Origin of the sequence: Nonlabens dokdonensis DSW-6 (genome assembly GCF_000332115.1) — a bacterium.
GTDB lineage: Bacteria > Bacteroidota > Bacteroidia > Flavobacteriales > Flavobacteriaceae > Nonlabens > Nonlabens dokdonensis.
On record NC_020156.1, the window covers coordinates 1,604,244 to 1,629,205 of the forward strand.

General features: G+C 35.3%; 20 protein-coding genes. 11 read left to right on the forward strand and 9 right to left on the reverse strand.

Annotated features, from left to right (window positions below):
• Positions 1 to 103: 103 nt before the first annotated feature.
• Positions 104 to 817, reverse strand: a complete 714-nt coding sequence (locus DDD_RS07060) for a lysophospholipid acyltransferase family protein (RefSeq protein WP_041567008.1) — start codon at positions 815 to 817, stop codon at positions 104 to 106.
• A 186-nt stretch (positions 818 to 1,003) separates the two neighbouring features.
• Between DDD_RS07060 and trpS the strand changes: the two genes are divergently transcribed.
• The gene (gene trpS, locus DDD_RS07065) at positions 1,004 to 1,972 is read left to right on the forward strand and encodes a tryptophan--tRNA ligase (protein ID WP_015362117.1); all 969 of its coding nucleotides are present in this window, start codon (positions 1,004 to 1,006) and stop codon (positions 1,970 to 1,972) included.
• Between the two features lie 106 nt (positions 1,973 to 2,078).
• Here the strand turns inward: trpS and DDD_RS07070 are convergent, their stop codons facing one another.
• The 6 genes from DDD_RS07070 to DDD_RS07095 all read right to left on the reverse strand — a co-directional run bounded on the left by DDD_RS07070 (position 2,079) and on the right by DDD_RS07095 (position 6,704).
• Positions 2,079 to 2,543 (reverse strand): PEGA domain-containing protein, encoded by a 465-nt coding sequence (locus DDD_RS07070; RefSeq protein ID WP_015362118.1) that lies wholly within the window; start codon positions 2,541 to 2,543, stop codon positions 2,079 to 2,081.
• 13 nt (positions 2,544 to 2,556) lie between these two features.
• Positions 2,557 to 2,949: a hypothetical protein gene (locus DDD_RS07075; protein ID WP_015362119.1), complete on the reverse strand. Its 393-nt coding sequence runs from the start codon at positions 2,947 to 2,949 to the stop codon at positions 2,557 to 2,559.
• 49 nt (positions 2,950 to 2,998) lie between these two features.
• Positions 2,999 to 3,616, reverse strand: coding sequence for a deoxynucleoside kinase (locus DDD_RS07080; protein ID WP_015362120.1), 618 nt, complete (start codon positions 3,614 to 3,616; stop codon positions 2,999 to 3,001).
• A gap of 2 nt (positions 3,617 to 3,618) precedes the next feature.
• Positions 3,619 to 4,404: a hypothetical protein gene (locus DDD_RS07085; protein ID WP_015362121.1), complete on the reverse strand. Its 786-nt coding sequence runs from the start codon at positions 4,402 to 4,404 to the stop codon at positions 3,619 to 3,621.
• A 112-nt stretch (positions 4,405 to 4,516) separates the two neighbouring features.
• On the reverse strand, positions 4,517 to 5,203 hold the full coding sequence (locus DDD_RS07090) for a response regulator transcription factor (protein WP_015362122.1): 687 nt from the start codon (positions 5,201 to 5,203) through the stop codon (positions 4,517 to 4,519).
• Positions 5,196 to 6,704 carry a sensor histidine kinase gene (locus DDD_RS07095; protein WP_015362123.1) on the reverse strand — a complete coding sequence of 503 codons (1,509 nt, stop codon included), beginning with the start codon at positions 6,702 to 6,704 and terminating at the stop codon, positions 5,196 to 5,198. The genes DDD_RS07090 and DDD_RS07095 overlap by 8 nt, the downstream gene beginning before the upstream one ends.
• Before the next feature lie 116 nt (positions 6,705 to 6,820).
• Between DDD_RS07095 and DDD_RS07100 the strand changes: the two genes are divergently transcribed.
• From DDD_RS07100 to DDD_RS07120, 5 genes are all read left to right on the forward strand, one after another.
• Positions 6,821 to 7,687: a GLPGLI family protein gene (locus DDD_RS07100; protein WP_015362124.1), complete on the forward strand. Its 867-nt coding sequence runs from the start codon at positions 6,821 to 6,823 to the stop codon at positions 7,685 to 7,687.
• Between the two features lie 96 nt (positions 7,688 to 7,783).
• A complete protein-coding gene (locus tag DDD_RS07105; RefSeq protein ID WP_015362125.1) occupies positions 7,784 to 8,656 on the forward strand; it encodes a GLPGLI family protein in 873 nt (290 codons plus the stop codon).
• A gap of 105 nt (positions 8,657 to 8,761) precedes the next feature.
• A complete protein-coding gene (locus tag DDD_RS07110; protein ID WP_015362126.1) occupies positions 8,762 to 11,518 on the forward strand; it encodes a carboxypeptidase regulatory-like domain-containing protein in 2,757 nt (918 codons plus the stop codon).
• A gap of 205 nt (positions 11,519 to 11,723) precedes the next feature.
• Positions 11,724 to 14,636, forward strand: coding sequence for a PEP/pyruvate-binding domain-containing protein (locus tag DDD_RS07115; RefSeq protein ID WP_015362127.1), 2,913 nt, complete (start codon positions 11,724 to 11,726; stop codon positions 14,634 to 14,636).
• Positions 14,633 to 15,883 carry a serine hydrolase gene (locus tag DDD_RS07120; RefSeq protein WP_236613401.1) on the forward strand — a complete coding sequence of 417 codons (1,251 nt, stop codon included), beginning with the start codon at positions 14,633 to 14,635 and terminating at the stop codon, positions 15,881 to 15,883. The genes DDD_RS07115 and DDD_RS07120 overlap by 4 nt, the downstream gene beginning before the upstream one ends.
• 72 nt (positions 15,884 to 15,955) lie before the next feature.
• On the opposite strand, the gene DDD_RS07125 is transcribed toward DDD_RS07120, so the two are convergent.
• Positions 15,956 to 18,778: an Npt1/Npt2 family nucleotide transporter gene (locus tag DDD_RS07125; protein WP_083892385.1), complete on the reverse strand. Its 2,823-nt coding sequence runs from the start codon at positions 18,776 to 18,778 to the stop codon at positions 15,956 to 15,958.
• The gene (locus DDD_RS07130; RefSeq protein ID WP_015362130.1) at positions 18,747 to 19,697 is read right to left on the reverse strand and encodes a serine hydrolase; all 951 of its coding nucleotides are present in this window, start codon (positions 19,695 to 19,697) and stop codon (positions 18,747 to 18,749) included. The genes DDD_RS07125 and DDD_RS07130 overlap by 32 nt, the downstream gene beginning before the upstream one ends.
• 174 nt (positions 19,698 to 19,871) lie before the next feature.
• Between DDD_RS07130 and hemW the strand changes: the two genes are divergently transcribed.
• From hemW to DDD_RS07155, 5 genes are all read left to right on the forward strand, one after another.
• Positions 19,872 to 21,005, forward strand: coding sequence for a radical SAM family heme chaperone HemW (gene hemW / locus DDD_RS07135; RefSeq protein ID WP_041567009.1), 1,134 nt, complete (start codon positions 19,872 to 19,874; stop codon positions 21,003 to 21,005).
• Positions 21,006 to 21,024: 19 nt separating this feature from the next.
• Positions 21,025 to 21,609, forward strand: a complete 585-nt coding sequence (locus DDD_RS07140) for an aspartyl/asparaginyl beta-hydroxylase domain-containing protein (protein ID WP_015362132.1) — start codon at positions 21,025 to 21,027, stop codon at positions 21,607 to 21,609.
• A 32-nt stretch (positions 21,610 to 21,641) separates the two neighbouring features.
• Positions 21,642 to 22,460 carry a DUF6624 domain-containing protein gene (locus DDD_RS07145; RefSeq protein ID WP_041567010.1) on the forward strand — a complete coding sequence of 273 codons (819 nt, stop codon included), beginning with the start codon at positions 21,642 to 21,644 and terminating at the stop codon, positions 22,458 to 22,460.
• 376 nt (positions 22,461 to 22,836) lie between these two features.
• Positions 22,837 to 24,129, forward strand: a complete 1,293-nt coding sequence (locus DDD_RS07150) for an aminopeptidase P family protein (protein ID WP_041567011.1) — start codon at positions 22,837 to 22,839, stop codon at positions 24,127 to 24,129.
• A 29-nt stretch (positions 24,130 to 24,158) separates the two neighbouring features.
• Complete coding sequence (locus tag DDD_RS07155; protein ID WP_015362135.1) at positions 24,159 to 24,938, forward strand: nitrilase family protein; 780 nt, start codon at positions 24,159 to 24,161, stop codon at positions 24,936 to 24,938.
• Positions 24,939 to 24,962 lie beyond the last annotated feature (24 nt).

The window sequence follows — 24,962 nt, forward strand, 5'->3', positions numbered from 1 at the left end:
CGTGAAAAAGGAAAAGAAGAATATTGAGGTTGGTTATTTTAAACTCAATTATTTGCAATGATGATGATAAGCCGTTCCAGTGCCATGGAGCGGTTTTTCTATTTTAAGCCTTTTCTAAGGAATGAAGAATGATGTTTCTTACGCTTTCGCGAAAGCGTGCTTTATCACCAGCCACATCCATACCTTTAGTCTCTATCGCGGCATGAGTCTTTGCCCTCATAATACCTGGACTGCCCTGAAAGAAGTGAAACGGGAAACGCTTTTTATTGTCAAATAAAGTAATAGGAAGAAGCGGTATTTGATGTTCAATGGCGAGTCTAAAAGCACCATCCTTGAAAGTGTCTAACACTACATCTTGATCTTCTGGCACTCCACCTTCAGGAAAAATACAGATTCCTACACCATCATGCATGCGTTTTCTAGCTCTATCAAAAACTTCTTTGCGACTTCTGGGGTTCTTGCGATCTACCAGTATGCAGGTGCGCTTATAGAAGAATCCAAAAATAGGAATTTTAGCCAGCTCTTTTTTTCCTACAAACACAAACGGATTTCTAGAAATTAAGAGCATCATCATTATATCTGTCATGCTCGTGTGATTTGCAACAAGCATATAACTCTGACCTTTGTCCATTTTCTCTTCTCTTTTTATGACCGGCCAAAAGCCCATTCCATAAATAATAATTGCCGCCCAAAAACGTGCAACCCTAAAGAATAAATGATAGGTATTTTCTGAAATAGTAAGTAAAACCAATAATGGGAAAAGAATAATAATAGGAACACCCATCAGTATGTAAAACCATACTCTGTATAAAGGCATTAATATGTAGCGTACCCATTTCAAGTCTTCAAAAATAGCAGAAAATACTTCTTAAACAATTAAATAGCCTGTGTTCTATCATCTTTTCAAATCGTATGTCAGCACAGTTTCTTTGTAGTGCATATTTGCCCAATCATTAGGTGATAGTTATAATCAGTTAGTATCTTTGAATTTCAATAAAAAACAATGGCTAGAATACTTACTGGTGTACAATCAACAGGTACACCACACTTAGGAAACCTTCTCGGTGCAATATTACCAGCGATAAAAATGTCTACAGATGAGAAAAACGATTCTTTTCTCTTTATTGCAGACATGCATTCCCTTACACAAATAAAAGACGGAGAGTTATTAAGAGAGAACACTTACTCAACCGCAGCAGCATGGTTAGCTTGTGGTCTCGATATAAGTAAAACTGTTTTTTACAGACAGAGTGATATTCCTCAAGTAACAGAGTTGAATTGGTATTTAGCTTGTTTTTACCCATATCAGCGATTAACTTTAGCACATAGTTTTAAAGACAAATCAGATCGTTTAGGAGATGTAAACGCAGGGCTTTTCACCTATCCTATGCTAATGGCTGCCGATATTCTTTTATACGACGCAGAGTTAGTTCCAGTAGGTAAAGATCAAATGCAACATATAGAAATCACTAGAGATGTAGCAGGTAGATTTAACCATCAAATGGGAGAAACTTTTATAGAACCTCAAGCTGAGGTTCAAAAAGATTCTATGCTCGTTCCAGGAACCGATGGTGAAAAAATGAGTAAGTCCAGAGGTAATTTTATCGATATCTTCCAGAGTGATAAAAAATTGCGTAAACAATGCATGTCTATAGAAACAGACAGCACGCCGCTTGAAGAGCCTAAAGATCCCGATACTTGTAATGTATTTGCTTTATACAAATTAATTGCTCCTGAGCAAAAAATTCAGGAAATGCGCAATAATTATGAGGCAGGTAATTATGGTTATGGTCATGCAAAGCAAGCTCTTTTTGAAGCCCTTTGTGAGCGTTTTAAAGAGGCAAGAGAACGCTATGAGCATTTAATGGATAATAAGCACGAATTAGATATGGCCTTAGAAGAAGGAGCGTTTAAAGCACGTCATATCGCAAATGATGTTTTAAAACGTGTGCGCTCTAAAGTGGGTTATTAATTCCCTTATCTTTATCATATAACAAAGCCTGTTCTAAATTCTAGAACAGGCTTTATTATTTATTATTTTATAAAAAAATTAAATTCTTAGATCAAATTAAATTTCATTAGATTCTTTGCAACTGACCTATTTTTTCAGCATCAGCGTCAATTTCCATACTGATCGTGATAAAAAGATTGCCATTATCCACATTATACGTGGTTCCGCTTTTTGGGCTACCATCTATTTCTTCCGGTTTTAACTTGAACATAGCACCAGTGATAGGGTCAATAATTATTCCTATCAAACCTCCGAAACCAATATTCCCAATGTACCAAGCATTAAACTTTTTTTCTAATTTAGTTTCATAAGTTTCGTACCCATCTAGCTTTAATATAATGCTATACTCTTGATTTCTTTTAAGGTTTTTCTGTATAGGAGTGTTTCCTATTTCTACTTCATTTATATAAACTTTTGCAGTACTAGGCTCAGAGTTTATTTCAACCATTTGTCTTGAACCAGAAATGATGGTAGCACAGCTGGAAAAGACTAGTATAAAAACTAACAAGATTGATTTCAAAATGATTTTCATAGTAGTTAGATTTTTAGTCAATTTTTAATTCATATTGTAACAAGGATGAAACATCTCCTTCATATTTATAGAGTTCAATCTTTAGTCTATAACAACTGCTTAATAAGTCTGGTTTCTTTTTATCTATGACTTTTACAATATTTGCACCATTTTTTCTAGCCTCAATTCTTGCTCTATTCATTAAGCTGTTGAAGCTGCAATCAGTTGAGAATCCAGAATCTTGAAATCTTAGATCACCTATTTTTGTTAAGTTTTTAGGTAGCTCATGTTCTAAATCCAAAAGCGCCACTTTCTCATCGATCGATAACTTAGGTTTTGGATTTATAAAATTAGAAGTGACTTTTGGGCTACAGCTCGTTAAGCCAATGACAGCTATTAATATGAGTACTTTAGAAAGCTGCTTCATATTTAAATTTATAATATTGAAAAACAGTGATTTTTAATTTGAAAACGAATTATGCAAAAAGCCCAGTCATTTCTGCATCAATCTTGTTTATGATTTCTCCTAAGTCTTCTGGATTATTTACAAAATCGATGTTGTCCACATCTATTATCAATAAATTTCCTTTTTTATATCCATGAATCCAGGCTTCGTAGCGCTCGTTGAGGCGACTTAAGTAATCGATAGAGATGCTATTTTCATAATCGCGACCACGTTTGTGAATCTGGTTCACGAGGTTAGGAATAGAGCTACGCAAGTAAATCAGTAAATCTGGTGCGGCCACAACTCCTTCCATAAGGTTAAACAAAGAGCTGTAATTATCAAAATCGCGTTGAGATAGCAATCCCATTGCATGAAGGTTAGGAGCAAAAATATTAGCATCTTCGTAGATCGTGCGATCTTGAATGATTTTTTTACCGCTTTCACGTATATCAAGTACCTGACGGAAACGACTGTTCAAGAAATACACCTGTAAATTAAAGGACCAGCGCTCCATGTCTGTATAAAAATCTTCTAGATATGGATTCTCTAAGACATCTTCAAACTGAGGAGTCCATCTATAATGTTTGGCAAGTAATTTAGTAAGTGTCGTTTTTCCAGCACCTATATTTCCAGCGACCGCTATATGCATCTTTAATTCTTAATGGGGTTGATTGAATAAACGTCCACACGTTTACCGTGGCAAAGATAAAGTTTTCCACCCTTTAGATAAAGGGAATTAACGTCCTTTTCTTTTATGTCGATGGTGTTGATCTCGCTTTCGCGAAAGCGGTATTCCTTATCCATCTTCATTACTTTAATTCTATTTTCTTTGATAAAAACAAGAGTCTCAAAATCATAATCTACAAACTCTACACCAGTAATAGAAAGGGTCGCTGTTCTACTACCGTAGGCATTATAAGTCTCTATTTGCTCATCACTTATAACATGGCAAAAATTATAATCACTCAGAAATTGGGTGACATTATCTTTTAAAACAGCCGTGCTTATCAAGGTTCTATCATTAATGTAATCGTATAGTTCTAATCTATTTTTATCTAAATCATGCAGCCAGAAGCGTCTTTCCCCAGCGAGTCTAGCATGCTCAAAAAAACGTGATGGTTGTAACTCGTTTAATAATATGCGTTGACGTTCATTAAGTCTATTGTCTAGTATAACAATAGTTTGAGTGTCTTTATAAAAGAGCAATATTTTTAAAGGATTGATTAAATCTACCTCGGTGAGGTCACCCAATTGTACATCATAGAATTGCTGTGTGATTTTGCCGTACTTTTTGAAAAAAACGTTGTCCTTACCATAATAAACAGCCTCAAAATCATCTACTCCATAAAATGAGTCTGCAACTAAGGAAAAACCTTGATCTGTCTTTTGTGCAAAAGCGATCGAGCAAATAAAAAGTAATGAATACAGCCATTTCATAGAAAGCAAATTACAACTATGAAACGGATTTTTAATACTGATCTTATAAATATGAGTTTTGGGGCGCTATTATCAAGTTATATCTGTAAAATTAAGTTGAATTTGAAGGCTATTATGGAGCGATCAATTTATAACCATAACCTCTTACATTTACTATTTCCAGCTGATCATCTTGAGCGATTTTTTTCCTCAGTTTAGTGATGAAAACATCCATACTACGTCCAGAAAAGAAATCATCATTACCCCATAGTTTTTTAAGTATGAATGTGCGATCTAGCACTTTATTCTTTTTAAGAACAAGATGATAAAGTAGGTGGGCTTCTCTATGTGTGAGCTTGGTGACTTCATCTTTGTAAGTAAGTTGTTGCTTAGGAAAATTAAAGGAATACGCTCCTAATTCATAGATTGCCGCAGTTTTTTGAACAGTTTGCCTACTTAATAAGTTTTCAATGCGCACAATCAATTCTTCCATTGAAAAGGGTTTCTTCAGGTAATCATTTCCACCTACGTGAAATCCTTCTAGGACATCTTCTGTTTGAGATTTTGCAGTTAAAAATATAATAGGAATCTCCTCATTCTCAACACGTATTTTCTTTGCAAGTTCAAAGCCATCCAGTTGTGGCATCATTACATCTAGAACTAAAATATCTGGTTGTTTTTCATGAAAAGCGTCTAGAGCAAGAGCGCCATTTACTTTATGTCGTACTTTAAAGCCTCTGGTTTCTAAACTTTCTTTTACTATCATTCCTAAAGCTGGCTCATCTTCGGCAAGGATGATATCGATCGTATTTTTATTCATAAGGCAGTATGATTTTAAATGTAGTTTGTGGTTGTGCAATAGCAATAATGCTACCATTGTGTTTTTCAATAATAGACTTCGTATAAAATAGACCTATTCCAAAACCTTTTACGTCATGGCGGTTTCCTTTTCCTACGCGATAAAATTTATCAAATATCAACTTAGCATCTTTACTGCTTAGATCATTACCACTATCAGCAACAATAAGTTGAACAGTATCAAAGTTTTTAGTCAAAGTAATATCCACTTGATCGCCACCATATTTTATGGCATTATCAATTAAATTATTGATAACATTTTCTAGGTGAAAAGCATCAGCCATTAGGGTTACTTCTTGATCTGGTTTTTGAAAAGAGATGGTTTTAGAGGTTTGATTTTGATGTTTTGCAATTACGGTTTCAATGAGCTCTGTAATTTCTAGGCTGCTCTTTTGAAGCATTAATTCTTTACTATCAAGAGTTGCGGTCTCTAGAATGCGCTCCACCATACCATTAAGTTTAGTAAGCTGGTCGCGCCCCATGCTTAAATACCTGTCGGTTTTACTTAGATCTCCACTGTTAGTAAAACTTTGTACACCTTCTAGAGCTGCACTTGCTGTTGCGATAGGTGTTTTAAACTCATGAGTAATGTTAGAAATAAGATCGTTTTTCATCTCACCTAGAGCTTTTTGCTTTCTAATAATTTGTAAGAGATAAAACAAACATAGTACTACAGCTGCAATGAGCAATGCACTTAAAATAATTCCTGTAAGGTTAAGTCTATAAATAGTAGGTGATAACCCAGAATAAGAAAGTAACAGCGCGTCGCCTTTTTTAAGCAATTCAGAGTTTGCTCTTAATACATTTTTACCTTTATCATTAAGTAAATAATTATTTGCATCAGTATCAACTATTTCTAGCTCAAAATCTACATTCAGGCCTCTTTTATTCAAATTAGAGTCGATTAAACTATCTACGCGTTGCAAGTTCATCTCCTTTTCTTGAAAACTCCTTACCACTTTGGCGGTTAAGGTAGATAAGGTTTTTTGTAAATTAATTTGGTCAGTAAAAAAGGTTTGTACCTCACTATAATTACCATCTGGTTTTTTAATGTTATAATTAGGAAAGTTCCATAGGTCTTTCACGGGCTCTATTTCATTCAATGTTTCCATAGTACCGCCTTGCGCAATAAAAATTTCACTCATTTCACTAGGAGCAACATTGTCAAGGAGAAAGCCACGTTGCCCAGCGGCACGCATTATGCTATCTGTCTGTCTAAAAAGCTTATCAAATTCACGTTTTCTGTTAGTTGTTTCTTTAACTATAATCCCAACATTGTTATCCGTAACCAGTTGTTCATAATATGCACTCACACTTTGATCTAGGCTTATTTGTAGATCTGAAACCAGACTTCTCTTTGATTCCTGAAAATTATTGTAATTCCAGTAAACCTGTATGGCAAGAGTAGTTGCAATAACTACACTTATCAAAATTAGAATAAAGTGATACTTCCTATCGTTCATAGTTCAAAGGTGCATTATTCCTATTACAGATGGAACTTGGTTAACAAATATTAACGCATCTTAACTGTGACAACTATAAAAATAGTTGATATTTGAGTATTCTTAAAACAACCATTATGAAATATTTTAATAGAACTTTTTTGCTATTTATAGTTCTCGCTTTCGCGAAAGCGTACTCAGCACAAGCACAACAAGACATTACAGGAATCGCGCATTATCAAAGTAAGATGACCATGGAGAAGCTGGAAGACAGCACAGGAATGCAAAAACTTGAACCTGCGATGCGCAAAATGATAGAGGATGCATTAAAAACTGCTGGAGAAGCAGAATTTACTCTTAAATTTAATCGATCAGAATCTTTATATGAAAAGATACAAGTATTAGAGGCACCTAAAAAACCTACTAATGGTATGAGTATGACTATTCAAATGTCAGGTGGCGGCGATACATATGGAACCACATACAAAGATTTAAAAACACAAACTTTTTTAAGAGAAGATAAGATTCAAGGAAAAGAGTTTTTAATTAAGGATAAAATCATGCCTCTGGACTGGAAAGTTACCGGTGAGACTAAAATGATAGGGCAGTACAATGTGATGAAAGCAACTTACACGTATCCTAAAGAAGAAAAAACGGAAGAAGAAAAGAAAGAGGCAGAAGAAAGTAATAGCCTTTTAAATATGGTTGAGGAAAAAGATCGAGTTATTACAGCATGGTTTACAATGCAAATACCAGTAAGCAATGGCCCAGGAATATATCAGGGATTACCAGGTTTAATACTAGAATTAAATGATGGAAACACGACTATATTATGTAATAAAATAGAAATGAACCCTGAAGATTTTGAAATTAAAAAACCTAAAAAAGGTAAAAAGATTTCTTTAGAAGATTTTGATGAGCTACAAGAGAAAAAGCAGAAAGAAATGCAAGAGCGGTTTAAAGGAAGAAAAAACGGTGGAGTTTTCATCGAGACTAGAGGTTAATACTGTTAAAATTATCTTAAGTTGAAACCTATCTATAATCGAGACGTCTAACCGTTGCAAGACTTTATAGCTTGCATTAATTTTTAACAACTACAGATGAAAAAATCAATTGTAATAGTTCTTACTATTTTATTTACAGGATTAATTCAAGCACAAGAATTTTATGGTGAGGCAACTTATATGTCTAAGACTAAAATGGATATGAGCTGGATGCCTGAAGGTCGTGAGATGTCTCCTCAACAAAAAAAGCGCATCGAAGAGCGCATGAAAAAAATGGGAGAGAAAACTTATGTCCTTAAGTTTAACCGTAATGAATCTTCTTATAAAGAAGAAAAGGAGCTTTCTGCTCCAGGTGAAGGAAGAGGTTGGGGAAACTTTATGGGAACCATGATGGGTGGAGAGAAGTATAAGAATTTAAAAGAAGGTCAGTGGATTGAACAACGTGACATGATGGGTAAAACGTTTCTTATTAAAGATAGCATCCCTAATTTAGAATGGAAAATTACTGGTGAAACTAGAATGATAGGTCAGTATCAAGCAATTAAAGCTACTGCCGTTAAAAAGAATAATGAGTTAGACTGGTCATCCTTTAGAAGACGAAGAGGTGACAGTCAGGTAGAAAAGAAAAAAGATAGTCTAGCACTTGCAGAAGGTAAGGTAGATGAGGTTTTTGAGCAAGATCCAGAAGTGGAGATCATAGCATGGTTCACACCCCAAATACCAGTACAACACGGTCCGGCAGAATATGCGGGCCTTCCAGGACTAATATTAGAAGTAAGTGCTGGTAACACCACTTTACTTTGCAGTAAGATTGTTGTTAATCCTGAAGAAAAAGAGGATATCAAGCCAGCAACAAAAGGTGAAGTAACCACTGAAGAAGAATACAATGTCATTTTCAAAGAAAAAATGAAAGAAATGTCAGAGCGTTTTAGAGGACGTGGTGGACGTGGTGGTGGACGCAGAGGCTAATTATTCATTTAGTAATGTCCTTCACTTATGAAAATGATTTAAAAAACCAACAAATGCGAGAATTGTCAACCTCTTTCTCGCATTTTTTTATCAAACAACTGTAAAATGAAAAAAAACCTACTCTTAGTAGTTCTAGCTAGCTTACTCTTCTCAATAGCAGGTGCCCAAACTGTGAAAATATCAGGAATCGTTGTTGATAGTACAGGGACACCATTACAAATGGCAAACGTAATTGCCTATCAAAAAGACAATAATTTAGGTGCTTTTGGAATCACAAATGATAGTGGAAAATACCAGCTGCTTAGCCTGAAAAAGGACAGTACCTATGTGTTGAAAGTGTCTTTCTTAGGACTGAAAACGATAGTAGATACGGTTAAAAATGTTCAAACAGATTTGACTAAGAACTATGTGATGCTCGAAGATGAAAATGCTTTAGATGCTGTAAACATAGTTTATGATATGCCTGTGACTATTAAAGGCGATACTATTACTTACAATGCAGATAGCTTTACAAATGGTACAGAAAGAAAGTTAGGTGATGTTTTACAAAAACTTCCAGGAATGGAAGTAAATGAAGATGGTGACATACAAGTCGAAGGAAAAACCGTAGAGCGAGTACTTGTAGATGGTAAGGAGTTTTTTGAAGGCGATTCACGTCTGGCAACAAAAAATATTCCTGCAGATGCTGTTGGGAAAGTAGAAGTGCTGAAAAACTACAATAATCAGAGCCAATTAAAAGGATTAGGTAATGATGAAGATCGTATCGCCATAAACATTAGGTTAAAGGAAGGAAAGAAAAACTTCTGGTTTGGAGAAGTGACTGGTGCCATAGGTCAAGGCGATGATGCTGTGCGTTATCAAGCTAAACCTAAAGCTTTCTATTACAGCCCAGATGTTTCTATTAATATTCTAACTGACTTTAATAATTTAGGTTTACAATCATTTACATTTAGAGAATACTTGCGTTTTACTGGATTTAATAGAGGTAACACGCGTAGTAGCGGTTCTTCTATAAATGTAGGAGTAGGCGCTGGCGGAATTTTAAATCTTCAAGCAAATCGTGCTAAAGAAATTGAAAGCAAGTTTGGAGCATTTAATGGTTCATGGCAAGCCAATAAAAAATTAAGCTTTGATGGGTTTGCGATTTTTTCAAGTACGGACACCGATCAAGAAACAATTACGAGTAGAGAGTTTATTGGTACAGGCGTATTAGAAAATACAGAAGATCGCTCTTTTCAACGCAATCAGATAGGGATTTTTAAATTAGGAGCAGACTATAAGCCTAATGAAAACTTCACCTTTGAATATGATGGACAAGTAAACCTAAGTGACGTGAGTCAGTTCAATGATTTTACATCTGCTCGAAGTGGTTTTGTAGAAGAAATTGATCAAAACGAATCTCAAAAACCAGTTACATTAGATCAATCCATTAATATGTATTATACCGCAAGTGCAAAAGATATTTTTGCCTTTGAAGGTAGATACATAGATGCCGAAGAAGATCCTTTTTATAACGCGATAAGAGATAGAATAGGAGTAGTGGACACACCGCCGTTTAGTGTGCCGGATGATCCTATGAACCCTAATGATCCAAATAATGTAAGCAATGGAGGAGCCTTAGGGCTGGACCCAGCAGATCCTTATAATATCAATCAACAAAAATTTGTCGAAAGCCAGAAGCTAGATACTAAAGTTGATTACTGGAGAATTCTCAATAAAAAGAGTAATGTCAATTTTACAGTAGGAACTTCTATTGTAAATCAAAATTATAACACAAATATTTTTCAAATATTAAATAACGGCTCTCGCAATGATCTAACTGATCCATTGCTAGGTAATGATGTGGATTATAAGTTTAGAGATCTTTATGCAGCAGTTCATTATAAATTTATCACTGGAAAATTCACGATTACACCAGGAGTAACGGCTCACAGTTTTCATATAGAAGACACACAATTGGGCAATACAAATGAATTAGATTTTCAAGAAATCTTACCAGACTTTAATGTTCGATTTGCATTGAGATCGAGTGAGAATATCAATTTTGATTATCGTAGAACGGTGAGTTTTACAGATGTAGAAAATTATGCTCTTGGAACTGTTTTTAATAATTACAACTCGTTATTCGCAGGAAATAATCAATTGACTGGAGCAACAAATGATAGGTATAGCCTGAATTATTTTAACTTTAATATGTTTAATTATACGAACATAAACGCAGGAATAACCTATACTAGGGCTACAGATGCTATCCAGAGCAACGTGAATATTGAAGACATTAACCAGCAAAGTGCTTTGATCAACTCACCTTTTGCAAATGAGTCTGCGACAGGATTTGGAAGATATTCCAGAGAATTTGGTAAAATTAGAGCTAGCGTTAATGCAGGTTTAAATTGGAGTACTTTTAATAACGTTATTAACGGAGAGGCCAGAGAATCCCAAAACATTACTCATAATTATGGCATAAGTGCTAGAAGCAACTATCAAGACGGCGTAAACTTTGACATAGGTTATGAAGTCCGTTTTAATAACTCAGATAATGGTGCTCAAGTAAACAATGCTACTACTCAAACCATTTCTCTTGATGCAGACTGGCAAATCAACAAAGCTTGGTTCTTTGATGTAGATTACGATTTAAACCTTTTCTCTACTTCCCAAAATGTTGAGAATAATTATGACTTCTTAGAAGCGGCATTATTTTATAATAAACCAGATTCTAAATGGGAATATAAAGTAGCAGCAACTAACTTGTTAAATACAGAAGCATTGAATAATAACTCTTTTGGACAAATTGCCACCAGCACTCAATTTTACACGGTGCAACCTCGATATGTTTACCTACAAGTACGTTACGATTTGTAAACTAATTTCATAATTTCTTAAAAGCAGCTTCTTGTTTTTAAGGAGCTGTTTTTTTTGTGTATAAATTTTAGTACTACCGCTTTCGCGAAAGCGGTATCCATTTTACTTCAAAGAAATGTTTAAAGTTTTTATCACAAACATCCTTTTTAGTTAAACTGCTCTTAACTCAATTGTTACTGTGTTAATTACTTATATTTTTGTCAATATGAAAAGAATATTATTGCTAATTATATTATCTGTGAGCACCTTAGTTCAAGCACAAGAATTTACCAACTCTCGCATCAAAGAAATGATCCAGCAGTACAGACAGCTAGATCGAGGTCCGTATAAAAGTATTAATTGGTTTTGTCCAGACGGTAGCGTAAGAGATGCCAAAGATCCATGTCCTAAGGAAATAGGAGAAGGAATTCAACACGCTAGTTACAAGCCAGAGATTAAAGAACTAGCTAAAAAACGACACATTTTTTTTGCAGAAATACTCGCTTCAAATGATTTATGGGAGTTTTGGGATGGGGAAAACAATCACAGTCGTATCAAACAGTACCAGCTCAATAAATACTTAGAGTCTATTGATAATGGATGGATTCAAGAGCGATCTCGCTTTTATCGTGGTGCAAAACAAATTGAGGATGAAGAAGAATGGGGACGCAAATTTTATTACACGGTCTTAGGAGATAATGATCTTGTAGATAGAGACTTTTTTCTTATAAGAGAATCCTTAAGAGATTTGCCTCACGATGGCGATACTAATCTGGCTCAAGAAATCCGTAGTTTAAGTAAAGTACTTGCTGAGCGTCATCCTAAATTCATGGATATACGTATTAAAATCCATGGAAATCCACAGGCGCAAGATATAGATGCTGTTAAAAACTGGCTCGATAAAAATGAAAAAGACTTAAAAGAAACTTCTAGAAAGGACTTCAATAAACTTATGAATGACATGCAGGAGTTTTTTGAACCGGTTTCTATAAAGGAGTTACCTAAAATGGTAAACGGCTGGAAAGAAGATGCTTACATAAGAACTCAAACAGAGTGGTTTTCTAATTTCTATGCAAACGAGACTGATCCTGCGATACTCGTTCCAGCGGCAGCAAACTTAATGTGCGATATTAGAAATAATATTAAAGAAGATAAAAGAGGCACTAGACGTACTAATGCGCTAGAGTTGAGTTTAAGACTGGAAGAATTAATATTTCAACAAGCAGGTAGTTGGGAACCAGTAGACTTACAAGAACACCTTGATAAAATTTATTCATTGAGTGAGGCTCTTGCCAGTGCTGGATATGTTGAAAACTGGGAATGGAACGCTATTGAAAAGGAGTTATTCCTATCTAAAGGCGCTACTATAAAAGCACATGAGCTACTTGACTTTTTAAATACAGGGCGTAGTCAGGTAGAATGGGGAACTGGTATGGTAAATGCCATATATAATGATGTAGTAGAAAAATATATTGCTTTTGAGCCTAAAGCTTATGGTTTCTATGACGACCGTATAAGAAGCTCGTTATTATTGCCATTAGGTGATGCAGTAGGTAATTTAGGAGCTTTAGTCTCCAGTCAGATAGGTTTAACTAGTGATATTGCTGGTGTCAAAAATGTTAGTACGGTGCGAGGTCTCAACCCTGGTTATACTAAAGGTGAGTTAGTTGTAGTTTCTGGAAATGCAGAAGGAATGCAAGTAGACCCTAACAAAATTTACATATTTGATCATCCACCTAGTGATTTAAAACCTGTCGCAGGAATCGCTACGGTTTCAGAAGGGAACTTAGTTTCTCATGTCCAGTTACTTGCCCGTAATTTAGGTATCCCTAATGCTGCTATTTCCATAGACAATTTAAATGACCTCAAAGAATTAGGTGGTCAGCAGGTTTTTTATGCAGTGAGTAATCGCGGTACCGTTGTCATAAAGGAAGCTGGCGATATGAGTGATCTGGAAAAATCACTGTTTAATACTTCCAACAAAAAAGAAAAGAAAACCATTAGAATTCCAGAAGGCAAACTGAAATTAGATGGAAAGTTACCCTTAGACATGGCAGCTGTAGGGAGTGCTGACAGTGGTATTCTTTGTGGACCTAAAGCTGCAAATCTAGGCCAGCTCAAGCAATTGTTCCCTAAAAATGTGGTGAATGGAATAGTTATTCCGTTTGGTGTCTTCAAGGATCATATGAATCAGCACATGCCACAAACCAGTGGTAGTTACTGGGACTTTTTGATGTCCGCTTTCGCGAAAGCGAAACAATTAAAAGCAAATGGATCTTCAGAACAAGAGGTTATAGATTACCAACTAGGTGAGCTAAAAACGTTAAGGGAAGCTATTGCTGTGATGCCTTTTAAAGATACATTTATTACGGCACTAGAGAATGATTTCAAAACCACATTAGGAGACGATTTAGGTAAAGTGCCTGTTTTCTTGCGTAGTGATACTAACATGGAAGACCTTGAAGAATTTACAGGTGCAGGATTAAACCTCACTGTTTTTAATGCAGTAGAAAGAGATAAGGTGATTAATGGAATACGTGAAGTATGGGCAAGTCCTTACACAGAGCGCAGTTTTAAATGGAGACAAGTTTACCTTGAAAATCCAGAAAACGTGTATCCATCTATTTTGATAATTCCTACAGTAGATGTGGATTATAGCGGTGTGTTAATTACTAAAGACTTTATTAATAATGATGATAATTCTATAACTGTTGCTATGAGTCGTGGAGCTGGTGGAGCAGTCGACGGTCAAAGTGCCGAAACTTATATCATCGATCAAGAAGGTAATGGCCTTTTAGTTTCTCCTGCAAGAGAAAACAAGCAGCGCAAACTTCCTAATACTGGTGGCTCTGTAATGGAGCACGTTGATTTTGATAATAGAATTTTAACTGATGAGAATTTAAAAACCATAAGAACGTTTGCTAAAACAGTTCATGATATCATGCCTGGCTCTAAAGATGGAAGCTACAAAGGAGCGTGGGATATAGAACTAGGATTTAAGGACGGCAAATTGTATTTATTTCAAATACGACCATTTGTAGAAAATAGTCAAGCAGTGAACTCAGAATACTTAAATTCTATCGATGCTGATGTAGATGTGAACACAGCTTTATTACTTCATAAACCAATAAAACTTTGAAAAATACAATCAAAATAATAGCTGTTTTCACGACAGCAATGTTGCTTACGGCTTTTTACCCTATTGATGGATATAAAAGAACAGGAATAAAAAGGTTGAAACGGCTAGAGAAGACTTTAGACAGTACCATCACAGAGTACTATTTGAAAAAAGGATCGTTTAAGAAGACCGATGAGATCAACTTATGGCTCTGTGAAGATAAAACTGCAACAGATTCTATTATGGTTGTGGATAAGGACTTTCAGAATGAAATGACGAGATTATTCCCTAGCCGAAAAGGTTATGGTATTACAGTACTCGATATCACAGATAGAGAGAACATGCGCTATGCAGAGTTGAATGAAAATAGCGGTTTCCAGCCTGGAAGTGTGGGAAAACTAGCTGTGGCAACTGCATTTTTTAATCAGTTACATGGTTTATGTCCTAGAGATTTTAAAATTCGCACACGATTGATGCGTGAGAAAGTAGTAAAATCTGGTGTTTGGGGAATAGGAGATCACCACACTGTTCCTATTTATGATATGGAAAAGGATAAATTGACAAAGCGTCAAGTAATCGCGAGTGATGAATTTACTTTATATGAATGGGTGGATCACATGCTTAGTGTAAGCAATAATGGTGCTGCAAGTATAGTATGGAGAGAAGCCTTATTGATGAAAATCTTTGGAGATAAATACTTTACTCTTACTCAAAAAGAGGCTGATGAATACTGGGAAACTGCTGATAAAAAGGAATTATCTGAAATTGCTACTGCTATCGTTAATGAGCCGCTAAGAGATTTAGGGATCACTCATGACGAGTGGAGACTAGGAAGCTTTTTCACAAACGGTCCAGACCGCTACGCAAGAGCTACAGGCGGCAGTATAGGAACTCCTAAAGGTTTAATGAAGTGGTTTATAGCATTAGAACAAGGTAAAGTGGTAGACCAAGAGTCTAGCCTAGAACTAAAACGATTAATGTACATGACCGATCGCAGGATTAGATACGCAGCTAGCCCACAATTAAATGAAGCTTCCGTTTATTTTAAATCAGGAAGTTATTATAGTGGTGGTGGCGCAAAATATGCTGGTACAAAGTTCAATTATATGAATAGTGTCATCATGGTGGAGCATCCTGATGGAACAAATTACATCGTTTGCTTAATGTCTAATATCTTAGGTAAGAATTCAGCAGGAGACCATATGTATCTCGCCAGTGCAATTGATAAACAAATTAGAAAGAAATACGAAGCTCCTAAGGAAAACTAGGTATCATTTCTTCAATAGTATTTGAATAGGAGCCAAGTATTAAAATGGCTCCTTTTTCATGTATAGATTTTTCTATGCGCTTTTTAAATTACCTTTTTTAAATTTCAGTGCCTCGAGTGCCGCTTCATTTATTTTATCAGAAGCATGATCAGAAGCCTGTATAAGTAATTGATAAGAATAATTATCTTCTTGAAACTTAAGAAGCTCAATGACTTTTAATACTATGGGTTCATCCTCTATCAATATTAGGGTCCTAATGCAATCTTCTTTGCTTTGTAAAGTAATATGATTGTGGTAATCGGTAGACTCTTGATTAGGAGCTGATAGACCACTTTCTAGTAATGGCAAAAGAAGCGATTTAAGATTACGTCCCAGCAATCCATCTAGGTATTCCATAGCGTGAATTTGAGAATCTTTTGTCTCGCTTTTTAGGCCTTTGTAAGCAACAAACACATCTTCTGGATTATAATATAAAGCCAGTAAGTTGAAAATCCTTTTCAGGTTAAGCTCAAGAGAACTTTTAACTTGTTGTATTAAATGAGAACGACTAGTCTTTATAGATAGCGATACATTTTTATTCTCAGGTAATTTAGATCGTTCCACAATACGAAGAGAGAAATAGCAACTCAGTAACTCTCTATAAAGTTTTGACTCACTAGAAATCATAGATTTTAAAGTCCGAATAGTTATATTGTATTCTACTCCAGTTTTACGCCAGTCATAAAGAAGATCAGAGGTTTTTGTTCTTATTGTAAAGTTGCCTCGTTGACTCATTTTAAATAAAGTTCTATAGGATTTTTCAGTATGAATTTTGCTAACTATTATAGGAATTTGTGATCTCTGTTTTGCGTTTATATTAAAATCCTTATATTTTTTGTAAAGCTGAGGTATAATGGCATTACCAAAACCAGAGATGGCTTTAATACTGCTTTCGCGAAAAGCGATATCTTCCAACTCTTTATATAGAATGGGAAGAAATTTTTCTCTAGCCGTTTCTCCAGCAGCTAGAAGTGCTGCATTCTTAAGGATAGGATTAGGATGTTTTAGATAACGAAAAATAATTTCGTGATAACGAGATCTTTTTATATAACCTAAAGTTTCAATTACTCGAGCAATTTCTGATACTCGCAGGTCGCCTCCCTTGTTTCCCATTTCATCTATAAAGACTTTAACCCTTAAATTCAGATTGTACTTAGCAGCAAGTCTTGGATTGTCTTCAGACTCTCTAGCTAGACACAAAAGTGCTGCTGTAGATATAAATTCGTCGTCATAGTTGAGGTACTGCTCAAAAAACTGATGTGAGATTTTATCTTGAGATAATAAATACTTCATAGTCGCAACTATAAGTTCATCATCTTTAATGTAAATAAAGTCTTGAACTTTAACCTGTGGCTTCTTAGTGACATAAGAGAGGTTTTCAATGACAGCAGCTTTAATTTGATGATTTTCATGATCAAGTAACTTTAATACGTCTTCTCTTATAGAAGGATGAGCGACTTCAGGAAGCCTTTTAATCATTAGTAAAATATCCTTTTCTGATCCTGATTGAAAAATAATACGCATATTTTCTCTGATGCGCGAAGAAGACTTTTTAGAATTCCCTAAATTTTCATTCATCATGATACTTTCTTTAAAAGTACCTAAGTATGTTTCTCTTACTTTAAAAACGATGTAAATCCATGTAATGACTACCGCTATAGTGATAGCTGTAATGTACTGAGCTGATAGGTCTAAACCTTTAATTACAAAAATCAACAAGAAACCTGCAATACCTGTAGCGAGACTATCTACAACTACATCAATAAAGGTTTTGGTTTTATTTTTAACACTTGCTGGAATAGGTAAAGAGAGCAGTTCTACCGCACTTTTATGTAATGATTGTTTCAAGCTGCCATCTAGTCCTTTTATTATTATTACAATCCATAATTCAGGAAAGACTAATAAACCCAAACAGAGCAAAACGATTCCTACGGGAAGAGCGATAAGACTCACGCTTATATCTGTGTTTTCAAGTATTTTATTAGTAATGAATAGCTGGATCAATAAGGAGATAATATTAAAAGTACTGAACCAAAATCCAAAAAACGAGGCTAAATCTTGTGGATCGGGAATATTTGCAGCAGCGATATAACTGAATTGATAGTCGACTAATTTTGCTACGAGTACTCCTAAACCTATAACAGCAGCGAGATAGGTAAGGTGCTTTGATTTATAAATAAGCTTTACGGAGGACTCTGTAGAAACTGTTGCACGTTCCTTTCTTTTAAACCTACTTAAAGTTTGTACTCTAGTTTTCCATACACGTTCAAAAACAATTATACAGGAAGCGATCAATAATCCAGCTAATATCATTAACGCGCCATTACCTAAAGTAGCCGCTGCAATTGATGTTATATAACCACCAGCGATTCCACCAGCAATTCCACCAGCTCCTATAAACCCAAATAACCTTTTGGCCTCACGCACATTGAACACCACGTTTGCTAAAACCCAAAATTGAGAGGTCGCGAGTAGTGCAAACATTCCCACCATGGTGTAAAATAAGTAAACAAAAAACGGTGTTACCCAATCAAAAGCTACTATAAATCCCATGATCACAAATCCCAGTGAGAACAACCCTAGCGTTGCTCTTATAATGTAGCGCAGCGGGAATTTTTCAAGAGATTTATTGTAGAAATAAGAAACTATTACAGCTGTTACAGCAATTATTATAAATGCTACAGATAGATTATCTGCACCGAGCTGGGATAAAAAAAGCGCACTAACTGTAGGTTTAACTATCAGTAGCGCGCATATAATTAAAAATATATACAGCTGCATTAATAGGGAAATCGACTCTTCGCCTTCCCTAATATCAAAAAATTTATGTGCCTGTTGTAATAATGACTTCATCATCTATTGAATCAGGAGCCAAGGTAGCATTTTGATCCATGGCAAGCTCTGCTGGCTTTACTAAATTTCTTATAATTTGTTCACCTCTTGGACTTTCAACCATAGCAACAAGAATGTATTTCTTACCTCTTGCCTCATCTATTACAAGAATAGAATCACAATGCCAGTTTTTCCATGAGCCACTTTTTCTATATAGTGTAGCTTCTGGAGCAATGACATCAAGCGTATTCACAAATTTATGGTGTAAACCAGGATTTACTAAGTACTTCAGCATTTGAGCACTGCGCTTTTCACTTATCAATTGGCCAGTTGCCAGCTGATAATAAAATTTTGCAACAGCGTCTGTGGTAGCCGCATGGCTTAATCCTCTAATAGGTTCTGGATTACGTTTACCTTGCGCGGCATAGCGTTTTCCTACCCATAATCCACCATTTCCATCTTTGTCGTAAAATGGATTTTCAGGATTACACATTAAGTCCTCAATACGTTGAAATCCTACACGATCAATCATGCGTGTAGAAGCTGCGTTGTTAGATTTATTAATCATTAACCACATATCGTTCTGCACAGTTTTAGTGAGGCGTAAATCTCCTTCTTCTATGGCATCAATCGCAGCGTAAAGTACAGCGATTTTAGGCATGCTTGCGGCATACATCATGTGATCACCATTAATATTTGCATATTTTATATTGTTCTCGTCAGAAAGGTCAACTAAACTTATGGACATACGCTTTTGTTGGATCAATCTAGTCCAATTCTTATTAGCGTGAATTTGATCTTGAAGTGCTAGTTGTAAACCAGCATCTTGAAAATTTATAACCTCAGGTTGAGGATCACCAGTTGGAACTAATGGAAATTTATCCGTTCCAAACGACACGTTAATCGCCAGTAAACTGAAGAGAAACATTAGGTTTTTTAACATAGTTATATTTAGTTTTAAGATTATATAATAATATAAGTAATAACTGCCACGAATATAAATTTATTGTGATATTTAACACTCTTAAAATCAAGATTTAACAGTTATTCACAAAATAAGATACTTTTTGTCTAAAGGCTTGATTTTACTACTGTTTTAACGATTACTTTTGTGCTCATGAGCGGTATTTACATCCACATTCCTTTTTGTAAACAAGCATGTCACTATTGTGACTTCCATTTCAGCACTAATTTGAAATATAAAGCTGGTATAATTGATGCTATTTGTGATGAATTACGCTTTCGCGAAAGCGAATATAAAAACACATTTGTACAAACCATTTACTTTGGTGGAGGAACACCTAGTGTCCTAGAAACTCAAGAAATCGAAAAAATATTACAAGTAGTTGACGATCATTATCATGTTAATGAAAAGGCAGAAATCACCCTTGAGGCAAATCCAGACGATCTCACTCTTGAAAAGATTATTGCATTTTCTAAAACAAGAATTAATAGGCTTTCTATAGGCGTACAAAGCTTTTTTGAAGAAGATTTGAAATTGATGAATCGTGCGCACAATGCCGCCGAAGCAGAATCTTGTATAAAAGAAGCAGTAAAATATTTCCCAAATATTTCCATAGACTTGATTTATGGTATTCCAGGTATGAGCAATGATCGATGGAGAGAAAATTTGTACAAAGCCATCAGTTTAAAAGTCCCTCACATTTCTAGTTATGCGCTTACCGTAGAAGAAAACACAGCGCTTAAATCATTTATTGAAAAAGGGATTGTACCGCAAGTAGAAGATGAGGTGGCACAGGAGCATTTCAATATTCTTCTTGATGTGATGCAGTTGCATAGTTTTGAGAATTATGAGTTTTCTAATTTTGGAAAACAAGGTTTTTTCTCTGAGAATAATACAGCTTACTGGACTGGTAAAAGTTATATAGGGATAGGGCCCAGTGCGCATAGCTTTGACGGTAAAAGACGTGGCTGGAACATTAATAACAATGTAAAATACATGAAGGCTATTCAAGCTGGAGAGTTACCTATGGAAACAGAAGAACTTACTTTGGTCGATCAATATAACGAATATATTATGACAGGTTTGCGTACTATTTATGGAGTTTCTCTGGAAAAAATTGAACGCGATTATGGCGCTAATTTCAAGGATTATCTTTTAAAACAAGCGCAAGAATATTTAAAAGATCACTTGTTATATTTAGATGGCGACACGTTACTAGTAACTAGAAAGGGAAAATTTCTTAGTGACGGCATTGCAAGTGAACTCTTTATGTTAAATTTGAGTTGATTAAAAAACTAACCAACTCATGGAAACCCAACAAGAATATAAAGATAGAATTCAATTACCATTTACATTTGATGTTGATCGATTGCTTAAAGAAGCGCACGACTTAAAAAAGGAGCATTACGAATATTATAAAGTGATTCCATTGCGGTCGCCTGCACATCTAGTAGACGCTTCTATACCTTTTCCACCACCAGCAGATGATTATGCAGACGGCACTTGGTGTGACTGGATGGATACAGCAGCTATGGAAAAATCACCTTATTTAAAAAGTGTTGTTAGTCGGTTTGAAGAGTATACTAAAGTTCATTTAGTGCGTTTGTTGTTTCTTGCTCCTAACTCTGTTGTTCAAGAACATACTGATCCTACTCTCGCGCTGGAAGAAGAAAAATCGATGATACGATTAACCATTCCTATAGATAATAATGAAGGCGTAGAATTTTATCTTAATAATACAATGGTTCCTATGAAAGTAGGAGAATGTTGGTATTTAAGACTTTCAGATCCTCATCGTGTGATCAACAATGGCTCATCAGACCGCATCAATTTAACTATCGATGTAATTCCTAATGATAAAATTATTGAGCTTATTGAGAAAGCTTCTTAGTTTTTAGATTCTAATAATCCATTTTTACTACTATGAGAAGATTACTTCTGTTATTGTCCATTTCCCTATTTCTTTATTCCTGTCAAGAAGAAGAGCAACTTACTCGTATCAATTACGATGAAATGACTGATTTGATCATGGCAAATAACTTCACCATGCCGGATGATGTTAAGTATTATGACCAAAATGGCAATCTACTTTCTAAAGAAGGAAAAGAAGCGCTATCTAATGATTTGCCTTATGCAAACTGGTTTATTAATGATGAGAATGTTTTACGTAAAGTCGAGTTCCAAGATTTAGAAACCGCAATGACCGCTCTTAAAAAAGAACCTATTTTTAGAGATATTAATCAAGTGAATTGCGATAATTTGAATCGTATATTAGAACGTATTCATGACAGAGATCAAGATAATCGCGGTGATAACATGATCGATGAAGAAGTGGACCAGCGCAATCTTACCGCCATAGAACAGATTCTAGAAAAATGTGGGATGCCTACTATAGAAACAGCTGGAGAAAAAGGAATGAGTGCCATATGGCTTGTGATACAGCACGCCAGTGCAGACAAGAGAACAGAATATTTCCCTGAACTACTTAAAGCGGCTGAAAACGGTGATCTAGAACGTCAAGATATCGCTTTAATGCAAGACCGCATGTTGATGGATGCAGGAAAACCTCAATTATACGGTTCTCAAATCATGATGAACGAAGACGGCACTTATGAACTTTACGACCTCAAAGAACCAGAAAAGGTAGATGCTAGAAGAGCCATTATGGGATTAGGTCCGTTGTCAGATTATGTTTCATATTGGGGACTAACCTTTGATGTGAAACAAGTCGCTGATAATTAATCTCACAAACTTTCAATTGCCTCTTTTTTAATTCGTTAGTTTTCTATAAATTTAGACTAACAATCAAACCAAACATTATGGAGGCGGCTAGATATTTTATTATCGGTATTACATTGGTAATCGTTTTATTATTAGTTTTTTCATTTATTAAAAACCGCAAGAAAAAGAAACGCATTAAATGATTCCTTTTTTGCTTGCAGGTGCCCGTCTCAAGCTTTAGCCATCTTTAGAAACAATTATTCAGCTAGCTTTGTTAATCAATTCTAGTTTTCTTTGTCGTCTATGGCGCTATTCTTACCTTGCTGTTTATAGTAAATCCGCTTTCGCGAAAGCGGAATTAAAAAATAACAACACCGTCTAATTACATAATTTTTCTATGAAATATCTATCTATAAATGCTAAGCTTTTTATTAAAAACAGAAAGAACTTTATGGCAAAAATGAAGCCTTCTAGTCTTGCTGTTTTTAATTCTAACGACGTTTTTACTACTGGTGCAGATAGTACATTACCTTTTACTCAAAATCGAGATCTTTTTTACCTAAGTGGAGCAGATCAAGAAAATACGATTCTTGTTCTTTTTCCTGACTGTCCAGATCCTGCACATAGAGAAGTGCTTTTTGTAACAGAAACTAATGCGCATATAGCTGTTTGGGAAGGTGAGAAATTAACTAAAGAAAAAGCTACTGAGGTTACAGGAATTAAAACCGTTTACTGGTTAAAGGACTTTGATAAAAAGTTTTTTGAAATGATGACGCAATGCGATACAGTTTATTTCAATACTAACGAGCATTACCGTCAGTCGGTAGAGATTGAAACAAGAGATGATCGTTTTATTAAGAAAACTAAAGCGCAATATCCTGCTCATAATTATGCAAAATCGGCTCCTATTCTTCAAAGATTGCGAGCAGTTAAAGATTCTATTGAGATCGATTTAATGCAACAAGCTTGCGATATTACAAATGCAGGTTTCCGTCGTGTGTTGAACTTTTTAAAGCCTGGTGTTATGGAATACGAAGTAGAGGCTGAGTTTTTACATGAATTTATAAGAAGACGCAGCGATGGATTTGCTTATACGCCTATAATTGCGAGTGGCAATAATGCAAATGTACTGCACTACATAGAAAACAATCAAGAATGTAAAGATGGCGATCTAATGTTGATTGATGCTGGAGCACAATACGCAAATTATGCCAGCGATATGTCCAGGACTATTCCTGTAAATGGACGCTTTACTGAAAGACAAAAACAAGTTTATGACGCCGTGTTACGAGTAAAAAATGACGCAACTAAAATGCTTGTTCCAGGAACTTTATGGAAAGAATATCATGTTGAGGTAGGGAAATTAATGACCAAAGAGCTATTAAGCTTAGGCCTGCTCGACAAAGCAGATGTTCAAAATGAAGATCCTAACTGGCCAGCTTATAAAAAGTACTTTATGCACGGTACTTCTCACCACATAGGATTAGATACTCATGACTATGGAATTCTGTGGGAACCTATGCAGGCTGGTAATGTTTTTACTGTTGAACCAGGAATTTACATTCCTGAAGAAGGTTTCGGTATCAGGTTAGAAGATGATGTAGTGATCAATGAGTCTGGTGCACCATTTAACCTAATGAGAGATATTCCTATAGAAACAGAAGAAATAGAAGAAATAATGAATGCTTAATTCTTAATTTCTAATTCAACTTCAGGACCATGGAGAAAAGCACTTTAAAAGTTTCTTTAATTCAAACGGAACTTCTTTGGGAAAGCCCTAAAGAAAATTTAGATCGTTTTTCTATTAAATTAGAACAGCTTTACGGACTTACAGATCTAGTGATACTGCCAGAAATGTTTACTACTGGTTTTTCTATGAAACCAGAAGAACTTGCAAGCGACGCATCAATTCTAGATTATTTAAAGAAACATGCTGTAAAAGGAAATATTGCTATCTACGGGAGTGTGATGTTTAAAGAAAACGATTCTTTTGTGAATCGAGGTATTTTCATGAGGCCAGATGGCTCTTGTGCGATTTACGATAAACGTCATACATTTACTCTTGCTGGTGAGCATGAGGTTTATGATTCTGGAAAAAATCCTGTTATAGCCGAATATTTAGGCTGGAAATTCAACCTGCAGATATGTTACGATTTGCGCTTTCCAGTTTTTGCAAGAAATACTCAAGATTATGATGTAATTATATTTGTTGCAAACTGGCCAGTACCTCGTGTAAATGCATGGGATGCTTTACTCAAAGCTCGAGCAATTGAGAATATGAGTTATTCTATAGGAGTTAATAGGGTAGGTAAAGACGGCACAGGAATGGATTATAGCGGTCATTCACAAGTGTATGATGTTTTAGGTAATGAGCTTATAATTCACCCTTGGGAAACTGAAGAAGTAAAAACGGTAGAAATTCATAAATCCGAAATAGAAACTTATAGGTCTAAACTCAAGTTTCTTGAAGATAGAGACGATTTCATTTTAAAGCATTAGCAAAAAATAGTTGAGGCAATTCAA